Annotated in this window: 15 protein-coding genes; 11 read left to right on the forward strand and 4 right to left on the reverse strand. The window is 62.0% G+C overall.

The annotated features are described in order from the left end of the window. Positions 1-39: 39 nt before the first annotated feature. The 4 genes from F4827_RS14285 to F4827_RS14300 form a co-directional block, all read right to left on the reverse strand. Positions 40-1,305 carry a class I SAM-dependent methyltransferase gene (locus tag F4827_RS14285; RefSeq protein WP_183724586.1) on the reverse strand — a complete coding sequence of 422 codons (1,266 nt, stop codon included), beginning with the start codon at positions 1,303-1,305 and terminating at the stop codon, positions 40-42. 193 nt (positions 1,306-1,498) lie between these two features. Next, on the reverse strand, positions 1,499-2,152 hold the full coding sequence (locus tag F4827_RS14290; RefSeq protein ID WP_183724587.1) for an ABC transporter ATP-binding protein: 654 nt from the start codon (positions 2,150-2,152) through the stop codon (positions 1,499-1,501). Then, positions 2,149-2,940 carry an ABC transporter permease gene (locus tag F4827_RS14295; RefSeq protein WP_183724588.1) on the reverse strand — a complete coding sequence of 264 codons (792 nt, stop codon included), beginning with the start codon at positions 2,938-2,940 and terminating at the stop codon, positions 2,149-2,151. Before F4827_RS14295 ends, F4827_RS14290 begins: the two co-directional genes overlap by 4 nt. An 8-nt stretch (positions 2,941-2,948) precedes the next feature. Continuing rightward, the gene (locus tag F4827_RS14300; RefSeq protein ID WP_183724589.1) at positions 2,949-4,106 is read right to left on the reverse strand and encodes a hypothetical protein; all 1,158 of its coding nucleotides are present in this window, start codon (positions 4,104-4,106) and stop codon (positions 2,949-2,951) included. Between the two features lie 467 nt (positions 4,107-4,573). On the opposite strand from F4827_RS14300, the gene F4827_RS14305 reads away from it, so the two are divergent. The 11 genes from F4827_RS14305 to F4827_RS34930 all read left to right on the forward strand — a co-directional run bounded on the left by F4827_RS14305 (position 4,574) and on the right by F4827_RS34930 (position 20,940). Then, on the forward strand, positions 4,574-5,779 hold the full coding sequence (locus F4827_RS14305; protein WP_183724590.1) for a capsule biosynthesis protein: 1,206 nt from the start codon (positions 4,574-4,576) through the stop codon (positions 5,777-5,779). Further along, the gene (locus tag F4827_RS14310) at positions 5,772-6,557 is read left to right on the forward strand and encodes an SDR family oxidoreductase (RefSeq protein WP_183724591.1); all 786 of its coding nucleotides are present in this window, start codon (positions 5,772-5,774) and stop codon (positions 6,555-6,557) included. The genes F4827_RS14305 and F4827_RS14310 overlap by 8 nt, the downstream gene beginning before the upstream one ends. Before the next feature lies 1 nt (position 6,558). Then, entirely contained in the window at positions 6,559-8,097 is a 1,539-nt protein-coding gene (locus F4827_RS14315; RefSeq protein WP_183724592.1) for an LTA synthase family protein, read from the forward strand. Further along, complete coding sequence (locus F4827_RS14320) at positions 8,094-15,728, forward strand: type I polyketide synthase (protein ID WP_183724593.1); 7,635 nt, start codon at positions 8,094-8,096, stop codon at positions 15,726-15,728. The genes F4827_RS14315 and F4827_RS14320 overlap by 4 nt, the downstream gene beginning before the upstream one ends. Further along, positions 15,725-16,651: a UDP-3-O-acyl N-acetylglycosamine deacetylase gene (locus F4827_RS14325; protein WP_183724594.1), complete on the forward strand. Its 927-nt coding sequence runs from the start codon at positions 15,725-15,727 to the stop codon at positions 16,649-16,651. The genes F4827_RS14320 and F4827_RS14325 overlap by 4 nt, the downstream gene beginning before the upstream one ends. Positions 16,652-16,689: 38 nt before the next feature. Beyond that, positions 16,690-18,030 carry an aminotransferase class I/II-fold pyridoxal phosphate-dependent enzyme gene (locus F4827_RS14330; RefSeq protein WP_183724595.1) on the forward strand — a complete coding sequence of 447 codons (1,341 nt, stop codon included), beginning with the start codon at positions 16,690-16,692 and terminating at the stop codon, positions 18,028-18,030. Positions 18,031-18,042: 12 nt separating this feature from the next. Beyond that, positions 18,043-18,717: an N-acetyltransferase gene (locus F4827_RS14335; protein WP_183724596.1), complete on the forward strand. Its 675-nt coding sequence runs from the start codon at positions 18,043-18,045 to the stop codon at positions 18,715-18,717. A gap of 95 nt (positions 18,718-18,812) precedes the next feature. After that, on the forward strand, positions 18,813-19,181 hold the full coding sequence (locus tag F4827_RS14340) for a CidA/LrgA family protein (RefSeq protein ID WP_183724597.1): 369 nt from the start codon (positions 18,813-18,815) through the stop codon (positions 19,179-19,181). Continuing rightward, entirely contained in the window at positions 19,178-19,921 is a 744-nt protein-coding gene (locus tag F4827_RS14345; RefSeq protein ID WP_311673432.1) for an LrgB family protein, read from the forward strand. The genes F4827_RS14340 and F4827_RS14345 overlap by 4 nt, the downstream gene beginning before the upstream one ends. A 618-nt stretch (positions 19,922-20,539) precedes the next feature. Continuing rightward, a complete protein-coding gene (locus F4827_RS14350; protein WP_183724598.1) occupies positions 20,540-20,698 on the forward strand; it encodes a hypothetical protein in 159 nt (52 codons plus the stop codon). After that, positions 20,695-20,940, forward strand: coding sequence for a hypothetical protein (locus F4827_RS34930; protein WP_221303683.1), 246 nt, complete (start codon positions 20,695-20,697; stop codon positions 20,938-20,940). Before F4827_RS14350 ends, F4827_RS34930 begins: the two co-directional genes overlap by 4 nt. The last annotated feature ends 925 nt before the right edge of the window (positions 20,941-21,865 follow it).

Genomic DNA, 21,865 nt, shown 5'->3' on the forward strand with positions numbered 1-21,865 from the left:
CACGGTTTCAATGCGATCGGTAAACACGGCGATTAAGGTTTAACGTTGAGTATTGTCGTCTTCGAAGGAATTGCCCAACATGTCAATTACGTATTCACGGTCGCGCTTGATCTGCTTTTCGATCAGCTGCTTGATGCGTTCGTGTGAGCGAGACAGTTGTTCGAGCAAAGACTGCTCGCGCTGAGTCCGTAGCGCATCGCGCTCCTTACCACGACGTTCGTATTCAAGTCGTATGCTTGCAAGGCAGCTCTCGTGGTCGAACCCGCGAGCGGCGCTAAGCTTGTCCCGTTCAGCGAGTGAGTGGTGGTAGCTTTCGAGCGCCTCCGTGTAGCGGCGTTCGTGGTATTGCTCGCGATCAGCGTAAAGTTTGTCGCGCTCAGCGAGCGTTTGGTGGCACTTGTCTAGAGCTTCGTCGTGCTGCCTTTTTTGATCGATTAGTGCCGCCTTCAGCGCTTCAATTTCCTGTGTGCGAACGCCGAGCAGACCATCAAGATCAACCCTAGCGGACCATGGACTGGCGCTTTGGTCTGGTGGCGCGTAGTTACGCATACCGTGAAGCGAAGGGGCCTCGGCGTAGACAGTTGCGTTTGTGCCGCGCACTACGCGGGAATAGAGGATATTTTCCGTCGGTGCAGCTTTTCTGATTATGCAGAGGGAGTTTTGGAATTCGATCGAATGAACGTGTGCGAGTGTAACCTCGTCGAACACTGTGTGATACGTTTTTTCAAACGTATGTACCAGTGCGCGACGTGACTGTGCCGTCCCCCAGTGCTCGAAGTTCACGATGTCGGAAAGCATCCGGAGGAACGACATCGACGAAGTCGGATTAAACAATCCCCCTTCAAAATCGAGCCAATAACTGCAGTGAAGATCTTCGATCACGAAGATTCCGCCGTCATTGAGGTGCGGAAAATATTTCGCAAACGAGCGCACGATATCACCTGACGTATGTGACCCGTCGTCAATGATAATGTCGAACCGCTCCGATTCATTGAGGATGCGATTTTCCACGTCGTTGGCATTCGCATCGCCGATGACAAAACGTATCGCTTCGTCGTCAAAAACGAGATCCGCGCATTTCGGATTGATGTCGCATCCAACGATGCACTTCGCGCTCGCGAAATACTTGCTCCAGATTTCAAGCGATCCTCCGTTCTGGACCCCGATTTCGAGAAGGCTGATCGATTCGTCGCGATACGATTCGAATAGCTGCTCATAAGCAGTAATGTAGCTCTTCCATTTGTCGAGCGCGTTGCCTCGATGTAACTCTATGATCGTGCTCAGCGAAGGACGAGTGTTATCCATTTGCGCTGCTCATTAAAGTGGTGGTTTTGTAGTGACGGGTCACCATGCATGCTTGATATTTTCGCCATATTGGCGTCGCAATGCCCCGATGAACCGGATCGCTTTCGTATCGCATTGATCGACCACGACTTCGTACCGAGAGACCTCGGGACGACATATCGAGCGTCTGGGCCAGATGCGCGACACTGCTACTTCATCCAGCCATAATGTGGTAATGATGAAGTGCCTCATCGACTGTGCCAAAATCGTGCAAGACACCATCTATGAGCACCGTGGCCCGATCACAATGCTCGCGGATATAGTCCGGATTGTGTGACACGATGATCATTGCACGATCCTGGCGCTTCTTGAACAGTTCGATGTGACACTTTTCGTGAAAGCGACTGTCGCCGACGGCGACGATCTCGTCGATAAGAAAGCAATCAAATTCGACACCGAGCGAGATGGCGAAGGCGAGTCGAGCACGCATCCCGGACGAGTAGGTTTTAACAGGCTCTCTCAAATAGATGCCGAGTTCGGAGAAATGTTCAACGAATTCGATCGCAGGTTGGATCGGAGCGCCATAGACGCGGCAAATAAAACGCACGTTGTCGAGACCGCTCAAGCTTCCTTGGAACGCGCCTCCGAACGCGAGTGGCCATGAGATGCTGATTCCACGATGGATGCGTCCGCTGGTCGGCAATTCCGCGCCACTAATGAGACGAATTAGCGTCGATTTACCCGCTCCATTACGGCCCAGAATGCCAACCTTTTCGCCTTTTTTAATCGTCAGGTCGATGCCTTTAAGCACCATGCGCGAGCCGGAGCGAGTGTGATAAGTCTTGACGATGTTGTCGAGAACAATCATTCGGGTTCCACCCTCCGGCCGGTTTCCCTGACCAAAGCCATGCCAATGAGCAACAGGACCATGTTACAGATTATGAGATACCAGGGCTGCTCGTGAGTATGTACAGCAGCGCCGAAGAAGCCATGGCGAATCATCTCTGTCCCGTGAACCATTGGGACCCAGAGGATCAAGCGTTGAAATTTTTCCGGTAGCCAGTCGACCATGAACGCTGCACCGGACAGCGGAAACATCAAATAGGTGATGATGTGCCAGACACGTTCGATAGTTTCAGACCGTTCCGAAAGAGCGCCAACGACTAGGCTCAAAGAAAATGCGAACCATGCGAGCAGGAACCAGCCAATCAGGATGGTGAAAATGTCCTCGGGAAAGCTCATCCAACCAATTGCGGAGAAAGTGATCGTCAGAACAATCAGCGATGTTGTCGCGCCAATGATTTCGAGGATGATGCGAGTAGCGATGACGTCGAACGCACGCACGTTGCGATGGTAGAGCAGGGCAAGGTTGACCTCAATGGACTTGACTGAGCGGTTACTGCAATTTCGCCACAAGATTAGTGAGGAATATCCTGTTACGGCGAACGCTGTTATTGGCAGGTTGCTGCCGTGCGTTGCCTTGAGCAGTGTCCAAAGCGTCGTGATGCCGAGGGTGAAAAGCATCGGTTCGAGGAACAGCCACAAAAAGCCGACGTTGTGGCGGCCATAGCGAGTGATGATTTCGCGCATGATCAGCGCACCCATCACTCGGAGCTGAATCTTCAGCGATCGAAGGAACGACGATTCCGTATTCATCGCGAGTCTCAATCCTTGTGCTCTTTGACGCCCGCAATGAAGATCGTCAGAATGCCCCACGCCACGATGCCGAGGAGGAACGTAGCCGCGATCGACTGCAAGCGTTTCGGTTCAATGGCGGAATCGGGCTCGCTCGGTTGGATGACCCGCTCGAGATAGAGCTGCTGGCGCTGCGCTTCGGCCCGCGCGTTTTCGAGCGAAGTCATGGCGGACGCAAGCTCTCTATTCGCAAACTCCGCGTCAAGTTGCATTCGAACGTAGCTTGCAGCTTTGTCGGAAAGCGAGCCGCGACTACCCGCAACTGCGTTCGTCATGGTCGCAATCTGCATTTGCAGCGTCGCGATCTGAGTTTTCAATGTTGGAACTTGAGGGTTCGCTGGCGCGATCGAAAGGAGTTGCGCCAATTGCGTATTCGCGTCCATCATGTTTTTCTGAAGGCCCGCGATTTGCTGCAATTGCAACGCTGATTGCTTGTCCGGATCGAATATCGTTTCCGAATTGCGGTACGACGCGAGTGCCGCCGCTGCATCTTTGGCCTTCTTTGCGGCGAGGTCAACCTGCTGCTGCGAAAACGTGATCGCGTCCTGTGCGGCACGTGTGTTCATCTGGTTGATGAGCTGTTCCCCATACTGGAGCAGGAGCTCGTCGATGTGTGCAGCATCGTGTGCCGTAAATGCGCGGACTTTGAGCGTCGTGATCGACGTAGACGAGTCGAAGTCGACCGTCACGATGTGGCCGTCGTAGTACTTCCAAAGCGCCTCAAAGCTGTCGTCGAAGCTTTGGTGAAAGCGGCTTCCGAAGTCGCCGCGGCTAGTGTATGCCTGGAGGATATAGTCCTTGTCGTTCAGCTTGTGTAATGCATCGCGAGAACGGATGTAATCGATGACCGGGTAGGTATCGTCCTGCGCGCGCGATAGGCCAGTGCCTTGCAGCAAGGCGCCGACCACGCTCGATTGGGATTGGCGCTGTGCGCTGCGTACGACAAAGCGGGATTCCGATACATAGATGTCCGAGGCGATAAGCCCGTAATAGACTATCGCGATCGTCGTTGGGACCAGCACCGTCAACGCAAAGAGCCGGTTGATTCCTTTGACACGCCCGATCAGGCCTTTTCGCTTTTTTGTTGGCGAATCCAACGTCGCCGTCCTGCCAGATACGTTTTCCAACTTTTTCCCAGGCTCGTTAGCCCCTTTGCATATTTCGCTGTTGGTAGCGTCGTACGACAAAGAAGTGAAAATATCCGTAAAACTGCACCGCCGAAACCACGAAAACGCTTTCATCGGATCGGCGGCCTACCTGTTTTTACACGCCCCGCGCGCAGCGCTTCAAGCACCTAGCATGTGTTCGGTGAGCTTTCACTTGCATTTATGTGCGTGGAGACGGCATACGGGCGGCCGATTCTAACCACCCGACATGCGCGGCACCATTATACTCGTGCCTCTTACAACATATTTCTAAGTTTTTCTTTGTCTTGATTTTAGTTTTCGCTGCAATGATGTATTCTTCGCAACTCGGTAAGACTAGGTAGTATCCGCTAACATCCGGTGACATCCACGGGGTTCATTCACAGAAGGCATCGCGGAAACAGCAGATGCCTTTCGGCAAGGCCCGACGCGTCGTTTAAAAAAAATACATGCCTCGCTCATTCCTTGCCTTGCAGGGCACGGCTTCTCCATTTTTCAGTCGGCTTGCCGACGCTCTACGGGACCGCGGACACAGTCTGCGCAGGGTAAATTTCTGCGGGGGCGATCTGCTTTATGGGGGGGGCGGGCAGTCTTGGAACTACCGCGGGAAACTGGCGGATCTACCCGAGTGGTACACGAATGTTGCGCGAACAGGCGATTTCACGGACGTAATTATGTTCGGCGATTGTCGCGAGGTTCATCGACACATGCATCCGGTCTCGCAGGCGTTTGGTCTGCGGGTGCATGTTTTCGAGGAGGGCTATGTTCGTCCGCACTGGCTGACGCTTGAGCAGCATGGCGTCAACGGCCGTTCGTTACTTCCGCGCAATCCGGACTGGTATCTTGACCAGCGGAGCATCACGCCGCCGAGTCCCGCTGGCCGTTCTACAGGCTACAACCTGTTTGATCGGGGTAGTCACGATATTCGCTACCGAGCAGCGAACGCGCTCTATGCGTTGCGCTTTCCGTATTACCATAGCCACCGCCCGAGAAACGGTTTGTTTGAGTATGGGGGGCTGGCTGCGCGTGCACTACGTCAGCGTCAACATCATCGCGAAGCGGAGCGCGTGACGCGGGAGCTTTGCGATTCCGGTCGGAGGTACTACCTCTTCCCGTTGCAACTGAATTCCGACGCACAGATCATTGTCCATTCACCATTCGACTGTGTGCGTGCGGCGATAGACAGGGTCGTGCAATCGTTTGCGCGCTACGCTCCCAGCGACGCGCTGCTGGTCATCAAGAACCATCCCCTCGATACGGGCATAATCGACTACCGCCGTTATGCGCAGCGACTCGCGCGTGAGCTGGATTTCGAAGATCGTCTGCGTTTCATTGAGGCCGGCCATTTGCCTACGCTTCTCGATCGCGCACAGGGTGTGGTGGTCGTGAACAGCACGGTTGGTCTGTCGGCGCTTCATCACGGCCGTCCAGTAATTGCACTTGGCGCGGCAATTTACAGTATGTCCGGGTTGACCTGGCAGGGCGACCTCGACGACTTCTGGATTGGTGCGTCGATGCCGGACTTGAACCTTTACCAGGCGTTTCTCGACTACGTCGTACATCACACGCAGATTAACGGCGATTTCTATACGCGATCGGGCATCGAAATGGCGACGGCCGGGGCGGTTCACCGTCTCGAGGCGGCGCATGGCTAGCGGCGCGATCAGTCATGTCGTCGTTACGGGCGCTAGTGCGGGCTTGGGGCGTGCCCTTGCAGTTTCCTATTCAACTGCTGGCGTGACACTAGGGCTTGTCGGCCGCAACGCCGATCGTCTTGAATCATGCGCTGAGGCTTGCCGCGCGAAGGGCGCGGTGGTGATCACGGCCGCACTCGACGTCCGCGACGCCGCTGCCATGGAGCACTGGCTCACCGATTTCGACAAAAACCACCCCATCGACCTGCTAATCGCCAACGCCGGAGTCGCGAGCACGCTCGCGCACGCCAACGACTGGGAAGGGCGCGAGCGCACCGCCAACATCGTCGACACCAACTTCACTGGCGCGCTCAACGCAGCCTTGCCTGTCATCGAGCGCATGCGCGCGCGCGGCCACGGCCACATTGCGCTCATCAGCTCGATCGCAGCGCTACGCGGCATGGCGATCTCCCCAGCTTATTGCGCCAGCAAAGCCGCGCTAAAAGCCTGGGGCGATTCCGTGCGCCCGGTCCTCGCCCGCGAGAACATCCGCGTCTCGATCGTGCTCCCAGGCTTCGTCAAAACCGCCATGAGCGACGTCTTCCCCGGCGAAAAACCCTTCCTCTGGTCGGCTGAAAAAGCCGCGCACCACATCCAGAGCAAGCTGCAAAAAGGCCGCGCCGAAATCGCGTTCCCCGGCCTGCTCGCCTTCGGCATGCGCCTTCTCACGCTGCTGCCGGCCGCGCTTGCCGACGCCATTCTCGGCCGCCTGTCCTATCTGCCGCGCGAGGAGCGCTAGCGTGGCATTGTCGATCGCGATCACCTTTGCGGCAGCCGTCGTGCTGTCGTTCGCCGCGGACGCGATCGCGCTCCCGCGGGCCGCCTTGCGCCGCCCGTTGCTCGCCATTTCGCTGCACATCACCAGCGTGCTTTTCCTCGCGAGCCTGTTTTTAGCGCTCACCTGGCGCCCGCATTTTTCGGCGTTCATGGCGCTCGCGCTGGTTGCGCTCGTGAGCACCGTGAGCAATGCCAAATACGCTTCGCTGCGCGAGCCGTTTGTTTTTACCGATTTAAGTCTTTTCAGCCAGCTTTTCGCGCATCCGCGTCTTTACCTGCCGTTTTTGAGCGCGGGGGCGGTGGTGGCGATCGTCGTGGGCGTCGGGGCCGTGGCGGCGGGTTTCTGTTTCGATCCGGCGGCGAGCGCGCCCATTGCAGCGGGCGCTGCGGCCACGGCGGCGCTATGGCTCGCACTCGGCTACGCACTCGCAGCGCGCCTGCGTCTTACGCTCGATCCGCTCGAAGACCAACACCGCCACGGCTTCTTCGCAGTCTTCGTCGCGTACCTGCTCAACGGCATGCGCCGCGCGACGTTCCGCGCCTTCGAACGCGCAGTGCTTACAAGCCCATTCGCAAAAGCCTTCGAGCCGAAGAACCGTCCCGACATCATCGTCATCCAGAGCGAATCCTTCTTCGACGCGCGCGAGTCAAGCACGGCAATCGAACCTTCGCTCTACAGCCATTTCGACGCTGCGCTGCGAGAATCGGCCACTCACGGCCAACTGGAAGTCCCTGCGTGGGGCGCCAATACGATGCGCTCCGAATTCGCGCTCCTCAGCGGCATTTCATCGTCGAAACTCGGCTACGCGCGCTTCTACCCGTACGCATTCGTCCGCCGCGCCTGCGCGTCGCTCGCGAACGGGTTTAAAAAAGCTGGCTACGAAACCGTCGCCATCCACCCGTACTACGCCGACTTCTTCGGCCGCGAGCGCGTTTTCCCGCTGCTAGGTTTCGACCGTTTCCTGGACATCCGCGCCTTCGCCAGCGCTCGTCGCGCTGGGCCGTATATTTCGGACGACAGTGTTACCGATCTCATCGTCAAGGAGCTAGACTCGTCGCGCTCGAAACCCGCGTTCATCTTCGCGATGACGATGGAAAATCACGGTCCGCTTCATCTGGAAACTGTAGAAAAAGGCGAATCCGGCCGTTATCACACCCTTGGGGAAGATCCCGCGTACAAGGATCTCACCGCGTATCTGCGTCACATCGCGAACGCGGACGCCATGATCGGCAAGCTGCTCGCGCATTTGCGCGCGCGCCGCCGCGACACCGTGCTGTGTTTCTACGGCGATCATGTTCCCGCGTTACCGCACGTATTCGAACGGCTCGGCACGGTACCGAGCCGCAGTCATTACTTCATCTGGCGGAATTTCGGAGATCGGCCGGCCAGGAAGCAAGACAGAGCCGTCGAGGATCTCGGCGCCGCGCTGCTCCACACGATGGAGTCGGCGGGCGGGCGCGAGGTCGCGGCGAGCATGTCCGAGAGAACAGAGCAGCTATGAAGAACAGCAAGATCGCAATCGTGGGTATGTCGTGCCGTTTCCCGGGTGGGGTCACCGGGCCGGACGAATTCTGGAGTCTGCTCGAAAACGAGCAAGACGCCGTCACGCAGATTCCCGCCGATCGTTTCGGCACGGAGTTCTATCAGCATCCGTCGAAGCGCGAGCCCGGCAAGAGCTACACGTTCTCTGCAGGCGTGCTCGACGATGTCGCCGGTTTCGACGCGGCTTTCTTCGGCATTTCGCCGCGTGAAGCCACGCAGATGGACCCGCAGCAGCGTCTGCTGCTCGAACTGACGTGGGAAGCGTTCGAAGACGCCGGCATGCGTCCGCAAGCGCTGCGCGGCAGCGATTGCGCGGTCTACGTGGGCGTGGCCAGTATGGACTACGGCAATCGCAATATGGACGACCTGAACACCGTCGATCCGTATTCGGCCACCGGCAACACGCTCTCCATCGCCTCGAACCGCATTTCGTGGGTCTACGATCTGCGCGGGCCGAGCATGTCGATCGATACGGCGTGCTCGTCGTCGCTGGTCGCGCTGCATCAGGCCGTCAAGGCGCTGCAAACCGGCGACGCCAGCATGGCGCTCGCGGGCGGCGTCAATCTGCTGCTGCATCCTTACGGTTTTGTCGGCTTCTCGAAGGCGTCGATGCTGTCGCCTCGCGGGCGTTGCCGCGCGTTCGACGCCACCGGCGACGGCTATGTTCGCGCCGAAGGCGGCGCGGTCGTGGTGCTGAAGACGCTTGAGCGCGCGCTCGCGGACGGCGACACGATTCACGCGGTCATCGCAGGCAGCGGCGTCAATTCGGACGGCTTCACGCAAGGCGGCATCAGCGTGCCGGGCACGCCCACTCAGGCGGCGCTGCTGCGCGAGGTCTACGCGCGCGCGCAGATCGATCCGCGCACCGTCGATTATCTGGAAGCGCACGGCACGGGCACGGCGGTGGGCGATCCGATCGAAACGCGCGCGCTCGCCGATGTGGTCGGCGCGGGCCGCGATGCGGATTCGCCGCTGCTGATCGGTTCGGTCAAAACCAATATCGGCCATCTGGAAACGGGTTCGGGCATGGCGGGGCTGCTCAAGGCCGTGCTGTGCCTGAAGCATCGTGCGGTGCCGCGTTCGCTGCATTTCGAAAAGCCCAATCCGAATATCGATTTCGCGGGTGGTCATCTGCGCGTGGTCGAGCGCATGACGCCGATTGGCGCGCATGGCCGCGAACTGGTGGTCGGCGTGAATTCGTTCGGGTTTGGCGGTACGAATGCGCACGTCGTGTTGACGGAAGCGCCCGCTCAGCAAGCTGAAATCAAGTTGCAAGCACAAGCAGAAGGCTTCGCGCCGCTCGTGCTCACCGCACGTTCGGAGCGCGCACTCGCAACGCTCGCCGCGCGCTATCTCGCACGCCTCGATGCAGGCCAGTCGTGGGGCACGCTGGCTGCCGCAGCAGCACATCGTCGCCAATGGCTCGAACATCGCGCGATCATTGCGCCCGCAACGTTCGATGAAGCGCAGGCGGCGCTCGCCGCGCTGGCGCATCCGCAAAACGCAGAAGCGCAGGGCGAGATCGCGCCTGCCGCGCTGGTCCACGCGGAAGTGGTGGCTGACGATGCACCGATTGCGCTGGTGTTCTCGGGCAATGGTTCGCAATGGGCGGGCATGGGCAAGCAACTGCTTGCCGAAGACGCCGTGTTCCGCGCGGCAGTCGAAGAAGTGGATGCGCTCTGGTGCGCGGACGGCAGCCCGTCGTTGCAAGCCATGCTCGCAGCGGGCGCAGACAATGAAACGCTCGCCGCTACCGAACACGCACAACCGCTGCTGTTCGCGATCCAGGTTGGCATCGTGCGCGTGATCGAAGCGCATGGCGTGGCCTATGACGCATGCGTCGGTCACAGCGTCGGCGAAGTGGCCGCTGCGTGGGCCTCGGGCGCACTGACGCTCGCCGATGCCGTGCAGGTCGTCAAGATCCGCAGCCGCGCTCAGGCGCTCACGCGCGGCACGGGCCGCATGGCCGCCGCCGGCATCAGCGAGTCCGAAGCGCGCGAAATGATCCTGCAGCAAGGCTTGACCGGCGATGTCGAAGTTGCCGGTATCAACAGCTTGCAGTCGGTGACGCTGGCGGGTTCGCTCGCGGGGCTCGACGTGATCGGTACCGCGCTCAAGGCCACGGGCCGCTTCTATCAGCTGCTCGATCTCGACTACGCGTTCCACAGCCGTCATATGAACGGCATCGAAGCGCCGGTGCGCGAGGGTCTTGCGGATATCGCGCCGCGCGCTGCTACGCGTCGTTACGTCTCGACTGTCACGGGCGCACCGCTCGCAGGCAACGAACTCGACGCGCAATACTGGTGGCGCAATATCCGCGAGCCGGTGCGCTTTGGCGACGCCATCGCGCATCTGGTGGGCGAGGGCGTGCGTCTCTTTGTCGAAGTCGGCCCGCATTCGATTCTGCGCACCTACGTGAAGCAGACGCTCGCCGCGCTCAAGGAGACCGGAGCGCCGCTGCCCACGCTCAAGCGTCAGCACGACAGCGCCGCGACGCTGCATCGCGCGGTGCTCGCCGCAGTAGCTCATGGCGCGCGCGTCGATCGCGAACGTCTGGTGCCGTGCGTCGCCGATACCGATCCGGTGGCGCTGCCCGCGTATCCGTGGCAGCACGAACATTACTGGCTGGTGCCGACGGTCGAAGGCTATGGCCTTGCAAACCGCCATCGCGTGCATCCGCTGCTGGGCTACCGCCTGCATGAGCACGCATTCGGCTGGGAAAACCATATCGATCCGACGCGCCTGCCGTATCTGGCCGATCACGTCGTCGATGGCGGCGTGACTTATCCGGCCGCAGGCTTCGTGGAGATGGCGCTGGCCGCAGCGCGCGTGTTCTTCGCGACCGACACCTGCGCGCTCGAAAACGTCGAAATCCGTCAGCCGGTGGTGTTCCAGGCGAATCACGCCAAGCTGTTCCGCCTCGTCATCGATGTGCGCACGGCGGCGTTCACGATCGAAACGCGCGAGCGCATGAGCGACGACGCGTGGTCGGTCAACGTGGTCGGCCGACTGCTGGCGAGCGGCAATACGCTCGATGCCAACACCGCGCCGGACGCGCGCCTGCTGCAATCGCTGTCGACGCAACTGGCCATCGACGCGCCCACGCTGTACGCGGCCACCGAATCGATCGGCCTGACCTATGGCCCGCAATTCCGCCGCGTGCAATGCGTGCGTGCGTCCAGCGACGCGGTGCTGGCCGAACTCGCCGCCCCACAACTCGCCGATGACGCCGATCTCGCGCGCTACAACCTGCATCCGTCGCTGCTCGATGCGGGCTTCCATCCGCTGTTCGCGCTGACCGCCGCCAACAACGGCGACCGCGCCGCCTGGCTGCCGGTGCAGTTCGGCCGCATCGACTATCTGCGCGGCGACACGATCCGCCAGGTGCTGGCCGTGGTCGAGCGCCGCAGTCCGCATTCGGTGGTCGTCTCGTTCCATTTCCTCGACAGCGCCGCGCGCGTGGTCGCGCGCCTGGCGCAGTGCCGCTTCCGCCGCGTCGATCTCCAGGCGCGCCGTCATGCTGCACCGTCGCGCTACACCTATCACCTCGAAGCGCGCCCGCTTCCCGGCGGCTTCGATGCGTCTGCGTTGCCCGCGCCCGCCGCGCTGCTCGAAGAAGCGCAGCGCGTGCTGGCGAACCACGACGGCCAGGACGCGCAGAAGCGCCGCGCGATGCATCTGACCGAAGTGCTGCCGCTCGTCGACGTGCTCGCCAGCGGCTATGCACTGCGCGCATTCGAAAAGATCGGCGCATTCCGCACGCCGGGCCTTGCGTTCGGGCCGCTGCCGGAACTGGCCGCGCGTCTGGCCTCGATGCTGGTCGAAGACGGTCTCGCGCACTTTGAGGGCGATCTGCTCGTGCGCGATCCGGAGGCCTGCGAGGCGATGCCGCCGGTCGATGAACTCTGGCACAGCCTGCTCGAACAGTCGCCCGCGCACGTCGCGGAACTCACGCTGCTCGCGCATTGCGGCTCGGCGCTGCCCGCGCTGCTCTCGGGCGAGATGGCGCCCGAAAAGCTGATGTCGCCGACCAGCAAGAGTCTGGTCGAGCACTTCTTCGAAGCGTCGCCGACGTGGTCGCATGTGCGCGCCCTGATCGCCGCGTTCGCTTCGCGCGCGGTGGCCTCGTGGCAAGCGCCGCGCCGTTTGCGTGTGCTGGAGATCGGCCGCTCGGATGTGGATGTGCCGCGTCCGCTCGAAGTCGCGCTGCCGCTCGCGCGCTGCGATTACGCCATCGCCTGCACCGCGCCGCAACAGGCGGCGCTGGCAGCCGAGGGCGGTCATAGCGCGCGCCTCGTCACGCTGGTTGCGGGCGAGCCGGGCGGACGTCTGGCGCTGCAAAGCGACGACGATGCCCCTTACGACCTCGTGATCGCCAACTGCCTGCTGGCCGGTCAGAACGACCCGCTCGCGGCGCTCACCGCGCTGCGCGGCTGGCTCGCGCCGGGCGCGTTCGTCGCGCTGGCGGAACCGCGTCGCGGTCGTTTTACCGATATCGTCTTCGGCCCGGTGCGTGCCGGTGCGGCATCGTCGCTGAATGCCGCCGATCTGGTGCGCCTGCTGGAAGCCGCCGGTTTCACCGATGTCGTGTCGTTCGCGGAACAGGGCTACGAGATCGAAGGTACGCCCGCGATGATCGTTGCGCGCGCACCGATGCGTCAGCTGACGAACACCACTGTGGCGGTAGAACCGGCGAAAGCGCCGTGGCTGCTGGTCCACGCCGATGACGTGGCGGACGCTCGCGCCGCCGGTCTCGCCGAAGCACTGCGCGCACACGGCGGCGATGTCGAACTCATCGCGCAAACCGAAGTCGCGACCGCACTGCACGCAATCAGCGCCGCGCGCGATGGCGCACCGCTGCATCTCGTGTTCGTCGCGCCCGATGCCGCGCTGCCCGTCGATGCCGACGGCACCGCGCTCATGCAGGCGCAGCGCACGACTTCGGTGGCACTCGCGCGCCTTGTGCGCGAACTCGGTGCGTCCGCGCTGCCGGTGCAACTGAGCATCGTCACGCAGGACGGTTCGCCGTTCGCGCTCGAAGGCGACGACAATCGCGCGCCTCGGCGCGCTGAACAGGCGACGCTTTGGGGCCTGGGCCGCGTGCTCTCGAACGAGCATCCCGAACTGGGCTGCCGCCTGATCGACGTATCGGCGGCATCTTCAAACGCCCTCGAAGCGCTTGCGCTGGAACTGCTGGCGGGCGATGTCGAAGAAGAAGTGCTGCTCAACGCGCGTGGCCGTTTCGTGCCGCGTATGCTGGATGCGGCGCAGGCGCAACGTCGCGCGCCGGAAAAGGGCGTGACCGCGCAAGGCTCCGTGCTCGCCTTCGACACGCCGGGCTCGCTGCGCAACCTCGAATGGTTCGCGCAAGTGCCGCGCGCACTCGAAGCCGACGAAGTCGAAATCGAACCGGTCGCCACCGGCCTGAATTTCCGCGACGTGATGTACGCGATGGGCCTGCTTTCCGACGAAGCCGTTGAAACCGGCTTTGCGGGCGCGACCGTCGGCATGGAACTGTCGGGGCGCATTACGCGCGTTGGCGCTGGCGTGACCACGTTCAAGGCTGGCGACGCCGTGCTCGGTTTCGCGCCGGCTTCGTTCGCCACGCGTGTTGTCACGCGGGCGGGTGCGGTCACGCGCAAGCCCGCTTCGATGACGTTCGAAGAGGCCGCGACGGTTCCTACCACGTTCTTTACCGCCTGGTACGCGCTCGTCGAGCTGGCGCGCGTGCGCGAAGGCGAGCGCGTGCTGGTGCACGGCGGCGCGGGCGGCGTGGGTATCGCCGCGATCCAGCTCGCACGTCTGCTGGGCGCGGAGGTCTACGCGACCGCAGGCAGCCGCGAGAAGCGCGAATTCGTGCGCCTGCTGGGCGTGGATCGCGTGTTCGATTCGCGCAGCCTTGCGTTCGCCGATCAGGTGCGCGACGCGACCGGCGGCGCGGGCGTGGACGTGGTGCTCAACTCGCTCGCGGGCGAGGCGATGGTGCGCAGCATCGACACGCTGCGTCCGTTCGGCCGCTTTCTTGAGTTGGGCAAGCGTGACTTTTACGAGAACAGCCGCATCGGTCTGCGGCCGTTCCGCAACAACATCAGCTATTTCGGCATCGACGCCGATCAGCTCATGGGCGCGCTGCCCGAGCTGACGACGCGGCTGTTCGAAGCCGTCATGCAGCGTTTCGCCGATGGCGTGCTGCATCCGCTGCCGTATCGCCTGTTCCCGGCGGCGCGCGTCGAAGAAGCATTCCGCTACATGCAGCAGGCGCGTCAGATCGGCAAGGTGCTGGTCGGTTATCCGGCGGGCACGCCTGCGCCGACGCGCGGTGCGACGCACGCGGCGCAAGCGCTGAGCTGCGATGCGAACGGCGCGTATCTGGTCATCGGCGGCACGGGTGGTCTGGGCTTCGCGACGGCGCGCTGGATGGTGGCGCGCGGCGCGCGTCATGTCACGCTCGCGAGCCGTAGCGGCACGCTGAACGACGCCGCACTCGCCGAAGTCGCACGCTGGAAGGACGAGTACGGCGTGCAGACGCATGTGGTGTCCTGCGACGTGACGAACGCCGCGGCAGTGCAGGCGCTGGTCGCGCAGATCGCCGCACGCGGCACGCCGCTCAAGGGCGTGCTGCATTCGGCGATGCATATCGACGACGGCCTCGTGCGCAATCTCGACGACGCCCGTTTCGAAGCCGTGCTCGCGCCGAAGCTCGCGGGCGCGTGGAATCTGCATCGCGCGACGCTCGATTGCGCGCTGGACTTCTTCATCGTCTATTCGTCGGCGACGACGGCGCTTGGCAATCCGGGCCAGTCGAGCTACGTGGCTGCGAACAGCTTCCTCGAAGCACTGGTGGAAATGCGACGCGCTGCGAGTCTGCCGGGCACCTTCATGGCGTGGGGCCCGCTCGACGACGTCGGCTTCCTGGCGCGCAACGAGAAAACGCGCGAGGCGCTGCAATCGCGTATTGGCGGCGCGTCGATTTCGTCGGATGAAGCGCTGGTTGCGCTTGAACGCGTGCTGGTGGCGGGCGGCGCGGGCGAGGCCGTGGTGCGCCTCGACTGGCAGGCGCTCTCGCGCGGTATGCCCGCGGCCAGCGCGCGCCGTTACGCGGCGCTGCGCACGCGCAATGCGAACGAACCGGCAAGCGATGGCGGTCAGCCACTGCGCGGGCGCATCGCGGCGCTGCCGCATGCCGAAGCGCTCGCGCTGGTGGAAGAAACGCTGCGCACACAGATCGCGCGCATCCTGCACCTTGCGCCGGAAAAGGTGGAACTGGAGCGTTCCGTGCTCGATATGGGCATGGATTCGCTGATGGGCATGGAGCTCGGCCTCGCGGTGGAAGAGGCCTTCGAGGTCAAGCTTTCGGTGATGGCGATCGCGGAAGGCGCGACGGTGCGCTCGCTGGCGGCGCGCATCGTCGAATCGATCGAGGCCGACGCCGAATCCGCCGATTCGCCGCTCGAAGCGCAGGCCGACGCGCAGAACGCCGCGCAGAACGCCGCGCAAACCGAAGCGGCCGCGGCGCTCGCGCGCAAGCATGCGATCGAGGTCGAGCCTTCGACGTCGGCCACGCCCGCTGTCGAGGAGCTGGTCGAATGAGGGCGCCTGAGGGCTGGCGCGACACGCAGGGCACGCTCGCGCGCGAACTGACGCTGGCGGGCCACGGTCTGCATACGGGCCGCCGCGTGAACGTGCGCATCCTGCCGGTGCCCGACGCCACGGCGGCTCACGGCATCGTGTTTCGCCGCGTCGAAGCGGGCCGCGAAGTCGCCACGCTGCGCGCCGATCCGGCTTTGCGCGAGGCGCAGCCGCTTTGCACGATGCTGCGCACGCGCGATGGTGTGACGAAGGGCGAAGGCGTGCGCACGGTCGAGCATCTGCTTGCGTCGCTGCTGGTGTGCGGCATCGACCACGCCATCGTCGAACTCGACGCCGAAGAAGTGCCGATCCTCGATGGCAGCGCAGCGCCCTGGATCGACGCGATCCGCGCCTGCGGACGCACGGCGCTTGCGCAGCCGCAACGCTTTATCCGCGTGACGAAGCCGGTGGTCGTGACCGACGGCGAAGGTTCGCAGCGCCGTGAGATGCGCATCGAGCCATGTGAGCGTTACGAAGTTAGCGTGCGCAACGACCTCAAGGGTTTTGGCGACATGCATTGGGAAGGCGCGCTCACGCCCGACGTATTCGCGCGCGAGATCGCGCCGTCACGCTCGTACGGGCGCGTGAAATGGGCGCTGCCCGCCATCGCGGCGGGTTACGTGAAGCGCACGCCGATTTTGCGCGGGGCGCGGCTGTCGTGCACGGCCTCGATCGTGGGCAATCGCGTGATCGGCGGCATGCGTCTTCCGGACGAGTTCGTGCGCCATCGCGTGCTCGACCTCGTGGGCGATCTCGCGCTCGCTGGCGCGCCGCTGCTGGCGCGCGTGAGTGCATTGCGCCCGAGCCATGAAATGAACTGGCGGCTGTTGTCCGCGCTGCTCGCCGAGCGCGACGCGTGGACATGGGCCGAGTGCGACGCCTGAGCGGCGCGCACGCAAATCAAACAAGGAATCGCGCGCAGATGGGCGTAGGTGAAAAGATCCGGCAGCAACTCGCTGCCGCGGCGCTCAAGCGCCAACTGGAGCGCGTCTCGAACGAAGCGGCGCAGCCGTCGGGCGTTGTCGCGCATCAGAAAGCGACCAGCGTAGAAGGCGCATCGTTCGATGCGCGCGTGCGTTTCGAAGCCATGCCGCTTTATCAGCAGGTCAAGCTGATGAAAGAGATGGGCGAGACGCTCAAGGTGCAGTCGCCGTTTTTCCGCGTGCACGAAGGCATGGCGGGCGCGACCACGACCATCGGCGAGCGCGAGTACATCAACTACGCGAACTACAACTACCTGGGCCTCGCTTCCGATCCAGCGGTGATGGCGGCGGCGCAAGGCGCGATCACGCGCTATGGCACGTCGGTTTCCGCGAGCCGTATGGTGGCGGGCGAGCGCCCCGTGCAGCGCGATCTCGAACGCGCGCTAGCCGACTTCTACGAAACCGACGATTGCGTCGCCTTCGTGAGCGGCCATGCGACCAATGTGACGGTGATCGGCGCGCTGTTCGGTCATGGAGATCTGATCGTGCACGACGCGCTCGCGCACAACAGCATCGTGCAGGGCGCGCAACTGAGCGGCGCGAAGCGCCTCGCTTTCGCGCACAACGACTGGCAGGAACTCGACAGCCTGCTCGCGCGCGTGCGCCACGAATATCGCAATGTGCTGGTGGTGATCGAAGGTCTCTACAGCATGGACGGCGACTTTCCGGAGCTTGAGCGCTTCGTGGAAATCCGTCGTCGTCACGGCGTGTTCCTGATGGTCGACGAGGCGCATTCGTTGGGCGTGCTCGGCGAAACCGGGCGCGGCATCCGCGAACATGCGGGCGTCGCGCCGCAGGACGTCGATCTGTGGATGGGCACGATGAGCAAGACGCTGGCGGGTTGCGGCGGCTTTATCGCGGGCTGCCAGCCGCTGGTCGATATGCTGCGTCATCTCGCGCCGGGCTTTCTGTATAGCGTAGGCCTTGCGCCGACGCTTGCGGCGGCGTCGCTTGCCGCGCTCGACCGCCTGCGGGCCGAGCCCCAGAGGGTTGCGTCGCTCAAGGCGCGGGGTCATCAGTTTCTGGCTGAAGCGCGCGCCGCCGGACTCGATACGGGCACGAGCGCGGGTTACGCCGTCGTGCCGGTCATCACGCGGAGCTCGCTGAAGGCCGCGCAATGGTGCAACGCGCTGTTCGACGAAGGCATCAACGTGCAGCCGATTTTTTATCCGGCGGTGGAAGAACGCGCCGCGCGGCTGCGATTTTTCATCTGCTCGACGCATGAGCCCGAGCAGATTACGCGTACGGTCGCGGCACTTGCACGCCTCGCCAGGGCATAAAGGAACGTTGCAATGACAACGGTATCGGCTTCAATCGCGACGCAGGCGCAGACGCTCACATTCCGTCCCGCGCGTGCGAGCGACGCGTTCGTGTGCGCGCCGCTCGTGTTCGCTTCGGGCGAGCATGAGTTCGAGTTCTTTCTGGGCGTGTCGCCCGAGCGCTGCATCACGTTTCTGGCCTTTGCTTTCGGGCTTAACGGTGGGCGCTTTTCGTGGCGTCGTCATGAAGTCGCCGTCGATGCCAACGGCGAGATCGTCGCCGTGCTGGCGGCGCACGACGGTCGCCGCATTCTCGCCGACGATCCGCATGTGGTCTTCACGCTGCTGCGCCACTTCGGCTTGCTGCGCACGGTGCCGATGCTGCTGCGCGGCCTCGTGCTCGAAACTGAATTGCCCAAGCCGAAGCGGGCCCAGACTTTGATCGCACACTGCGCGACGCGTGAAGAATCGCGCGGTACTGGCGCGTTCAGCGCGCTGTTTGCGCACGCGCTGGGCAAGGTCGAGCGTGGACTCGATACGCCCGCCCGCGAGATCGTGCTCGACGTGCTGGCGAGCAATACGCGCGCGGCGGCGCTGTATCGGCGTCTGGGTTTTGTCGATCTGCCGCGCCGCAAGCCGCGTTCGAAGCGTTTGCCTGCGGAGCTCGAATCGATCCGGATGCGTTTCGATCCGCGCGCACCGCGCTGATTAGATGGGGCGCACGCTGCCGCGCGTGCAACGTTCCTGTAAACTTGGCGGCGCATCGCAAGCTTTCATGCTGCCTGTCCAGCAACGCCCCGACCATGCTCCGATCCCTTGCCGTCCTGCTGATTTTCCAGTGTCTCGGCGAGAGCGTTTCCTACGTTTTCTCGCTGCCCGTTCCCGGTCCCGTCATCGGCATGCTGTTGTTGTTTGCCTTTGCGATGATGCGTCCCGCCGCCGCCACGGCCATCGAACCCACTGCGCTCGAACTGCTTCGCCATCTCTCGCTGCTCTTCATTCCAGCGGGCGTGGGCATCATGGTGTCGGCGCAAGCTGTGCGTGGCGAAGCGTTCGCGGTGATCGCGAGTCTCATCGTGAGCACGACGCTGGGTATCGCCGTTACTGCACTCGTCACACGCGCATTGTTGCGTCGGCAACGACGTCGTCACGTCGAGGAGGGTGCATCGTGAATTCGCATCTGCCGATCGACAAGCTCGACGCCATCTGGGTGTATCTCGCTGCGTCGCCGTTGCTGGGCCTGACGCTTACGCTGGTCGCCTATCTGATCGCGCTGAACGTCTATGCGCGCGCGAAGCACAATCCGCTCGCGAATCCCGTGCTGATCGCCGTGGCGATCGTGGTGATTGCGCTCAAGCTCACCGTTACGCCGTATCGCGTCTACTTCGAGGGTGCGCAGTTCGTGCACTTCCTGCTTGGGCCCGCGACCGTGGCGCTAGCGTTGCCGCTTTATCGGCAATGGGACAAATTGCGACGTACCGCGCTGCCGTTGCTGGGTGGTCTGCTGGCCGGCTCGTTGACGGCAATCGTATCAGCGGTGGGGATTGCGAAATTGTTGGGCGCGACGCCGCAGACCTTGGCATCGCTTGCGCCGAAGTCGGTGACGACTCCGATCGCCATGGCCGTCGCCGAGAAGGTGGGCGGTATTCCCTCGCTCACGGCGGTGCTGGTGATCTCGACGGGCGTGTTCGGCGCGGTGACGGCGCGCTGGATTCTGAATGCCGTGGGCGTGCGCGAAACCGAGGTGCGAGGTTTCGCGATTGGCGTCGCGTCGCACGGTATCGGCACCGCGCGCGCGTTTCAGGTGAGCGAGGAAATGGGTGCGTTCGCGGGACTTGGTATGGGGCTGAACGGCGTGTTTACGGCGTTTGTCGTGCCGGTTCTGCTGCCGTTCCTACTGCGATGGCTCTAGCCGATTGACAATGAGCTGTCGATTCGGACTCGATATGTCGAAAAATACTTTGCGAGGTGCAGTACGATTTGCTCGTACACCGTCGTGGCGATTTTGCCTGTAGGGTGAGGCGCATCCTCTCAAATTCGCCGAATGGAGATGCTTTCATCGTGACCCGGTCGATAAAAAAAGCCTACCTGCCGTAGGACGCGCGCGACTGTGCTGGGACATCTCGGTAACCCTCAAGCGCGCGTAACTTTCTTCCTCATCAAGCACCCGTTGCTTGCATTCGTGACGTGAAAGCTCAGTAGCGTCGCCCCGACTCGCAGAGGCAGCCGGATATCCGATTCGCGCTGGCACAGACTAGCGGCCACCGATCAATTCAGCTCAATGAGCCCGCGTGCGTCGTCCTCCCCATTGCAGCGTGCGTCCGAACAATTGCCTTCCAGCAAATATCACATTGGCGTTAGCCAAGTTCGCTATCCGCGTACCCATGTCCGTTGAAGTATCGAATTTTTTGCGCGCAATTCCTTAAGCGTCGACTTGACTTTGCAACAGGCATGCAATCCTGAATTGTGCATCTGTGACGTCGCGATCGCGCTACGCGCCGGTGCATATACCTCAACAGGAGAAACAGACATGGAATACAGACTTCTTTGCGCAATTCTGCACGGTGACCGTCTGACTGAACCTCTCACGTGGCTCTATCTCACCGCGCTCGTCGCAGTGGCGATCGCCGGTTGGAAATTCGGTGATATCACGTATGAATTTTCGCGGCGAGCGAAGGAGGAGCGATGAACCGTTTAGCGAAACTATGGCTTTTGTTCAGAGGCTGGCATCACTTCTTGCAGCGAGCCGTGATTGCCTTTGCCCTTTACCTGATGTGGCTCGCTTCAGCATGGATCTACAGCGAGGGGTTCCATGGTGCTGCTGAGTTATTGGGCACCGTCTCTAGCTTCGGCTGTTTCTTCGCAGTCGGAGGCTGGTACATCTTGCGGGGCGCATTTTTTATCTTGGTGTGTTGGTTGCGCGCTTCCTAGGCGTCTACATGTAACAACCGGAAAGCTAGACAAAACATGTAGCTTTCTGGCCTAAGCAGTGCAGGCGCCTGTGACGCAGACGCAGCACCAGTGGCTTAGAAGATGGCGATTCGGATTCGATCGATAACCTCGAAATAAGGAGTGGATATGTTTGGTCTGATCATACTTTTTGCACTCGGCTACCTTGGATACAGGCTCACTACCCGCTAGGAAGTGTTAAGCGACTCGCCGGCTGACGAGTGCAATTTGGTGAGCCGCACCATGACATCACGGGCGGCAATTCCGGCGGCGAAGCACCGCAGGCCTCAGTGATACTCTTTGCCTACTAACGTCGGCAGACGGAGGAATATGATGGGATTGGGATTTTTTATATTAGGAATTACTTTCCTGCTTTGCGTATTCGCGTACTTTATGAATCGGAACGGCCGCAAGGCTGATCGCGAACGTGAAGGAAGAAGATGCTCTTGCGACCGAGAATGAATATAGGGGTGACCGATTTAGCGTGACAGCCACGTAGATCGTCGACTCTACGATAGTCGCTGGAGGAGCAACATTTAGGTAAGCGAATCCTAAGCGCCGCTCCGCTTGCTTCTAGAGGACGAGCACCGCGACAGCGTCGACATGCCTTTTCAATCAAGGCCGCACCTTTCGGTGCGGCCTTCTGCATTTTTGGCCTGCAGCATGCCTTTCTCTTCGAACTATCTGAGGTTTGGACCGTACAAAACGCGACCGATCGCACCGATGGAGGATGGTCGAATACTCAGCTTGTTCTGGATTAGAGGTGGAAATTCGCTGGGTGGGCGCCGCGCAAAGATCGTGCTGAGATGGTTTGAACCGCCCCGGGTTTTGTGGAGGCTCCAACTCTTGAGAGAATGGAGCCATGAACAAGAAGGTAACCAAGTTTTCCCCGGAAGTCCGAGAGCGC

The sequence above is a fragment of the Paraburkholderia bannensis genome, assembly GCF_014200455.1.
Taxonomy (GTDB): domain Bacteria; phylum Pseudomonadota; class Gammaproteobacteria; order Burkholderiales; family Burkholderiaceae; genus Paraburkholderia; species Paraburkholderia bannensis_A.